General features: G+C 46.3%; 2 protein-coding genes. One reads left to right on the top strand and one right to left on the bottom strand.

Annotated elements, in window-relative coordinates; all coding sequences use genetic code 11:
• Nucleotides 1-350 precede the first annotated feature (350 nt).
• Nucleotides 351-1,703: a leucine-rich repeat-containing protein kinase family protein gene (locus tag FVR03_RS23735; protein ID WP_147924262.1), complete on the top strand. Its 1,353-nt coding sequence runs from the start codon at nt 351-353 to the stop codon at nt 1,701-1,703.
• A gap of 228 nt (nt 1,704-1,931) precedes the next feature.
• Here the strand turns inward: FVR03_RS23735 and FVR03_RS23730 are convergent, their stop codons facing one another.
• Nucleotides 1,932-3,521, bottom strand: coding sequence for an ABC-F family ATP-binding cassette domain-containing protein (locus FVR03_RS23730; protein ID WP_147924261.1), 1,590 nt, complete (start codon nt 3,519-3,521; stop codon nt 1,932-1,934).
• Nucleotides 3,522-4,201 lie beyond the last annotated feature (680 nt).

The following is a 4,201-nucleotide window of genomic DNA, read 5'->3' as shown; positions in this document are numbered from 1 at the left end:
GCCAAGGACGGGGCCTCGCGGCCGTGAGCGCTCAGAGCCAAGGCTATGCAACAAAACAGCAGGAGGGCACTGGGTCGAGCAGCAGCTAAGCCAGATGGAACCTTCTTTATAGAAGTATTACTATATAACTACCCCGTAATATGTTATACACTCAAATAAAAACAGCCTTCAGAAAGGTTTTACAGTTTTTTTAGGCAAGGGTACCGACAATGGCGAGTGCCTTTCGTACATTTACGATTTGAACAAAATTAATGCAGCTCAAACGCAGGTAATGAAAAGAAGTAAAGCAACGGCTACAGGCACAACAATGCTCTACCGTTCCTTCTCTGGCTCATCCTCACTCTCTCTATATGCAAACATTAGAACAGCTCAGATCCGGCCAGCTGGCAGGCACAACCAGTTTACGCTTATTATCTTGTGGTTTAACAGAGTTTCCGGAGGAGATCATAGACCTGGCCGATACCCTGGAGATGCTGGACTTATCGGGTAACCCGATTTCACAGCTACCTGATTCGTTTAAACTTCTACGGAATCTCAAAATAGCATTTTTTTACAACAATGAGTTCGAGCACTTCCCTCCTGTTCTTTCTGAGTGCCCAAAGCTGGAAATGATCGGGTTTAAAGAGAACAAAATTTCTGCTATTGCCGAAGATGCCATTCCGCTGAATATTCGCTGGCTAATTCTGACAAACAACAGGCTTACGCAACTGCCTGCTTCTATAGGCAAATGCCGCCGGCTCCAGAAGTTTATGCTGGCCGGTAACCAACTCAGAACACTACCCGAAGAAATGGCGCAGTGCCGCAACATAGAACTCCTCCGGATCGCCGCCAACCAACTGGAAACACTGCCAGCCTGGCTTTTTGAGCTTCCGCGTTTGTCGTGGCTGGCTTACTCAGGCAACCCCTGCTGCGAGTCGGAACTGCCGGAAAAGGAGCTAACCGAAATAAACTGGGCCGACCTGGCGCTCGACGTGCAGCTTGGCCAGGGGGCATCTGGGTATATTTATAAAGCGCACTGGCACCGAAACAAGCCGGCAGAAATTCAGGAGCATGTGGCGGTAAAAGTTTTCAAAGGAGAAATTACCAGCGATGGCTCCCCGGAAGATGAACTAAAAGCTTGCATGGCCGCCGGTAACCATCCTAATTTTGTGCAGGTGCTTGGCAGAATAGGCGGGCATCCGGAGCAAAAGCAAGGGCTGGTTCTGAGTTTAATCCCACCTAGCTACAAAAATCTTGGCCTGCCACCAAGCCTGGAATCCTGCACCCGCGATGTGTACCTGGAGGGCACCCGTTTCAGTTTACAAACGGCTCTTTCTATTGCCACTGGTATTGCCTCGGCTGCCGCCCACCTACATGCCCAACACCTCCTGCATGGCGACCTCTATGCCCATAATATTCTTATAAATGCTGCTGCTCACCCGCTGCTGGGCGATTTTGGTGCTGCCACCTCGTACACCAGTGTCAACAAAACCTGGGCTCAGGCACTGGAGCGTATGGAGGTAAGAGCCTTCGGATGCCTGCTCGACGATTTGCTCACACACCTGGCTCCTGCAGATAAAACACAGACCGCAGTCGGGCTACTGAGCCGATTGCAGGAACAATGCCTGCAGGAGACAATTATTAACCGACCAGGTTTTGTGCAGGTGTTGCAACAGCTTCAAGAAGCTGCCATACGTGTTACGCAAAAAGTGGAGCAGGCTTAAACCTGCATTTACAGTATCTACCCTTGACTGTTTTCAGCACAAAATCTTTTGGAAGGCCATTTTCATTCGAATAATTTAATTGCTGGTTGTTATTTGTTGATTGTTAAATTGTTAAATGGCTGATCAACTCCAAACTGATAAAGATCTGGCATCTAACAACTGTCCTCTAATCTCTACCTACAGCATCTGCTCCGGCAAGCCGGGTTCGGTAGTTTTGAGTACTATCGGTCAGCTTAGTTCAATAGTCTGTTCTATGTTTACCTGCTCCAGAAATGCCTGGTCGTGCGAAACAACCAGTAGTGTTCCCTGATACTCGTTTATGGCCGCTGTTAAGATCTCAATGTTCTGGATGTCGAGGTTATTGGTTGGCTCATCTAACAGAATCAGGTCAGGAGCGTGGTTGCTGATGGTGAGGCAGCAGAGCATAAGGCGCATTTTCTCGCCGCCGCTGAGGGCACTACAGGGCATGCTCCAGAACTCCTTCGGGAACAGGAACCGGTTGAGCCGAATCTTAATTTCGTGCTCCTGCAGCCCCGAAGCATTAAATTCCTGCGCCTGCTCATACACCTTCAGGTGGTTTTGAATCAGGGAATAGTCCTGGTCTATGTACACTGCTTTGTTTTCGGTCCTCTGCAAAATGCCAACAGTTGGCTCTAACTGCCCAAGCATGAGTTTAATGAGCGTGGTTTTACCCGAACCGTTTAAGCCTTTCAAGGCCAGTCTTTCGCCACTAACAACCCTGAAACTCAAGGGCTGCCTCCACAGCAGTTGCTGATTGTACCCAAAGTTTATTTCTTCTGCCGAAACCAGGAGTTTGCCTTTAGGAAGGCCCGCGTTGTCGAACCCGAATTTCATTTTGTCGGCATCGGGCAGCTCCTTTCGCAAATCGCTCAACTCCTGCGATATACTACCTACTTTTTCGGCAAGAGCACCTTTAACACGAGAGGTACTATTCTCGGCCTGGTTCCGAAGCGTGTTCATTACAATGGTAGGCATGCCAGCTTTCTCCTGCTTCTTTTTGCCTCGGGCATCTAGTTTCTGCAGCCTTTCGGTGGTTTCGCGTTCCACTTCTTTTGCCTTGCGCAGTGCCTTTTCCCTGCTTCTGACATCGTGCGCCAGCGCGTTATTTTCTACCTGTTTCTGAGCTGCATAAAAATCATAATTGCCACCATACACCGTAATGCCGCACTTGCTTAGTTCATAAACTGAGTCGAGCAGGTTCAGCAATTTTCTGTCGTGGCTAACTACTACCAGGCTGCCGGAGAAATTTTGAATAAACGCGTGGAGTTGCTGCCGGCCAAATGTATCTAAATGATTGCTGGGCTCATCCAACAGCACAATTTCTGGTTGATAAATAGATATGCCCGCCAAAAACACCTTTGTTTTTTGCCCGCCGCTAAGCGTGCTCATCGGTTGGCTCAGGTCGAGGTGCTGCAGGTTCCAGTAGGTTAAGGCAGCCTGGCAACGTTCCTCAATCGTCCATTCGTCGTTTAGGGTGGTGAGGTTGGCCTCTGTTACTTCACCGTTCAGAATCTGGTGCAAGGCTTTCAGTTTCTCGTCTACCTGCAGGGCCTTGGCCATGGTGAGGTGGTTAAACTGCCCGAAAACCTGCGGAACATAATAGGGAGTGTCCTCTGCTTTTACCACCCCTTCGGAAGGTTCCAGCAAGCCAGCCATTACTTTAAGCAACGTGGATTTGCCTGCCCCATTGTTGCCGATCAAGGCTATTTTCTGGTGCCGGTTTAACGTTAGATTTATGTTCTCAAACAATAAATCTCTAGAGGAATGTATATAGGTTACGTTCTGAAGAAAAAGCATACTTTCTTTCTTTAAAAATGAATAATGGAAGCAGACCTTTGAGGGCTACTTATTTATTTCCTTGAAAGAAAGTGTATTTCACATGGGCGTATCTACAGTAAGTGTGGGAGCAAAATTAAAAATTTATCTGACAAAGTTTATTTATCTTGGTAGTGTTAAAGAAGTAATGCTGATTTAAAAATTTATTTAAGATGTTCAAACGGAATATACCTTAACTCGCTAAAGAGGTAAATTATTTTTCTGATTGATACTAAAGAAACTCTGCCAGCATTACTTCTTTAACACTACCTTTATCTTTTCATCAATAACATAGCAATGCCACCCTCATAAATGAGTATAAATATTTTTTCATAAAAATTGATTTATTTAGTTACTTCAGAAATGACGCATATAAAACATTCTTCCTGTAATGCAAACAGTATTACAAGCAGGCGCATGTAGTGCGGATTCAATCTTGCTGATCTGATATTGGTATTAGTATTAGGATCAAGTTTTGTAACTTCAGATGATCTCTTAAGGGAAACGTCTACCCAAATTCCTATTTAACAGGCACGCTGGATTAGAAATCCAATTCCATGTCTTGTACACTTCTGTAAAGTTTCTCTTCCGTATACGCCATTTTCTGACGCTGTTCCTCTTGGCGGGTTAACTGTAGTTTTTCATTCTGCTCTGGCGTTAGT

Source organism: Pontibacter qinzhouensis (genome assembly GCF_008017455.1).
Taxonomy (GTDB): domain Bacteria; phylum Bacteroidota; class Bacteroidia; order Cytophagales; family Hymenobacteraceae; genus Pontibacter; species Pontibacter qinzhouensis.
This window is presented reverse-complemented; position numbering and strand designations above follow the sequence as displayed.

What these genes read in the sequence shown, in the direction of transcription:
- FVR03_RS23735 (WP_147924262.1), top strand. Translation starts at nt 351, where the DNA reads ATGCAAACATTAGAACAGCTCAGATCCGGCCAGCTGGCAGGCACAACC.
- FVR03_RS23730 (WP_147924261.1), bottom strand. Translation starts at nt 3,521, where the DNA reads ATGCTTTTTCTTCAGAACGTAACCTATATACATTCCTCTAGAGATTTA.